The 1,651-nt window shown below is 75.1% G+C and carries 2 protein-coding genes; both read left to right on the top strand.

The window, feature by feature from the left end; translation table 11 throughout:
• Positions 1-46: 46 nt before the first annotated feature.
• Positions 47-997 carry an ABC transporter ATP-binding protein gene (locus FNQ90_RS22385; RefSeq protein WP_228471494.1) on the top strand — a complete coding sequence of 317 codons (951 nt, stop codon included), beginning with the start codon at positions 47-49 and terminating at the stop codon, positions 995-997.
• On the top strand, positions 990-1,651 hold a 662-nt coding region (locus FNQ90_RS22380), incomplete at its 3' end, for an ABC transporter ATP-binding protein (RefSeq protein WP_182608002.1). The genes FNQ90_RS22385 and FNQ90_RS22380, both read left to right, overlap by 8 nt.

Here is a 1,651-nt window from a genome sequence, read left to right as displayed (position 1 = left end):
TAAGAGACAGCCGGATCCCTCCGCCACCCCTCCGGGGACCGCCCCGCTGCTCTCGGTTCGGGACCTGTCGGTGGATTTCCTGATGCGCGGCGGCCGTCGGGTGGCCGCCGTCGGCGGGGTCTCCCTGGACCTGGGTGCCGGCGAGTGCCTGGCCCTGGTCGGCGAGAGCGGCTGCGGGAAGTCCGTGCTGGCCTCGGCGCTGCTGGGGCTGCTGCCCGGCAACGCCGAGGTCCGCGGCACCGCCTTCCTGGACGGCATCGACCTGGTCTCCGCCGACGAGCGCGTCCTCGCCCGCCGGGTGCGGGGTCGACGCCTGGGTCTCATCCCGCAGAGCCCTGCCGCCCATCTGACCCCCGTGCGCACGGTGCGTTCCCAACTGGAGGAGACCGTCCGGGAGATCACCGGTCTGCGGGGCGCGGAGGCCCGTCGGGGGGCGGAGGCGGTCGCCGCCCGCGCCGCCTTCCCCACGGACCACCTCGACCGCTGGCCCCACGAGCTCTCCGGGGGGCTCGCCCAACGGGCCGCCACCGCGCTGGCCCTGGTCGGCGACGCCCCGGTGCTGCTGGCGGACGAACCCACCACCGGACTCGACCGCGACCTGGTGGACCGCACGGTGGACGAACTGCGCCGGCACACCCACGAGGGGCGGGGGCTGCTGGTGATCACGCATGACCTGGCCGCCGCCGAGCGGATCGCCGATCGGGTCGCCGTGATGTACGCCGGTCGGATCGTCGAGGCCGCTCCGGCCGCCGGTTTCTTCGACGACCCCGGACCGAGCCACCCCTACGCACGCGGCCTGTTGGCCGCGCTGCCGGAACGCGACTTCACCCCCATCCCCGGTATGCCTCCCGAACTGGACGCGCTTCCCGGGGGTTGCGCCTTCGCCCCCCGTTGTTCCCGGGCCGACGATCGGTGCGCGGAGCGCCCCGAACTCCTCGACGGCGTGGCCTGCCACCACACCCGGGACCGAGCCCCCCGGGAGGAATCCCGTGCTTGAACTCCGTGGTGTCACCGCCGGCTACCTCCGGGGCACGCCGGTCGTGCGGGGCGCCTCGCTGCGCGTCGCCGATGGCGAGTCCGTCGGTCTCCAGGGGCCCAGCGGCTGCGGGAAATCCACCCTGGCGCGGGTGGCGGCCCTGTTGCACCGTCCCGAGGAGGGGGAGGTGTGGTTGGCCGGGGAGCGGGTCACGGCCTTCCGGCACCGGGCGCCGCGCGAACGCCGGACCCTTGTCGGCGTGGTCTTCCAACAACCCCGGTTGGCCTCCGACCCCCGTCTGACGCTGCACGGGGTGATCGCCGAGCCGTTGCGGGCCGCCCGACGTCCCCGGCGGGAGACCGGTGAGCGCGTCGCCGAACTCTCGGCCCTGGTCGGCCTGGGCGGGGACCTGCTCTCCCGCCGGCCCCACGAGGTCAGCGACGGTCAGTTGCAGCGGGCCTGTCTGGCACGGGCCCTGGCCCCCCGCCCCCGGCTGCTGGTCTGCGACGAGATGACCGCCATGCTCGACGCCTCCACCACCGCATCCCTGGTGGGAGTGGTGGAGCGCTACCGGGCGGAGAGCGGGGCGGCCCTGCTGGCCGTGGGCCACGACCGGGTGCTCCTGCGCCGCTGGTGCGACCGGGTGGAGGAGTTCCCCGCCGTGGCGGAGACGGT

This window comes from Streptomyces alkaliphilus, from assembly GCF_014141535.1.
GTDB lineage: Bacteria > Actinomycetota > Actinomycetes > Streptomycetales > Streptomycetaceae > Streptomyces > Streptomyces alkaliphilus.
The sequence above is the reverse complement of the archived record's forward strand: the minus strand, read 5'-3'. Positions and strand labels throughout refer to the sequence as shown.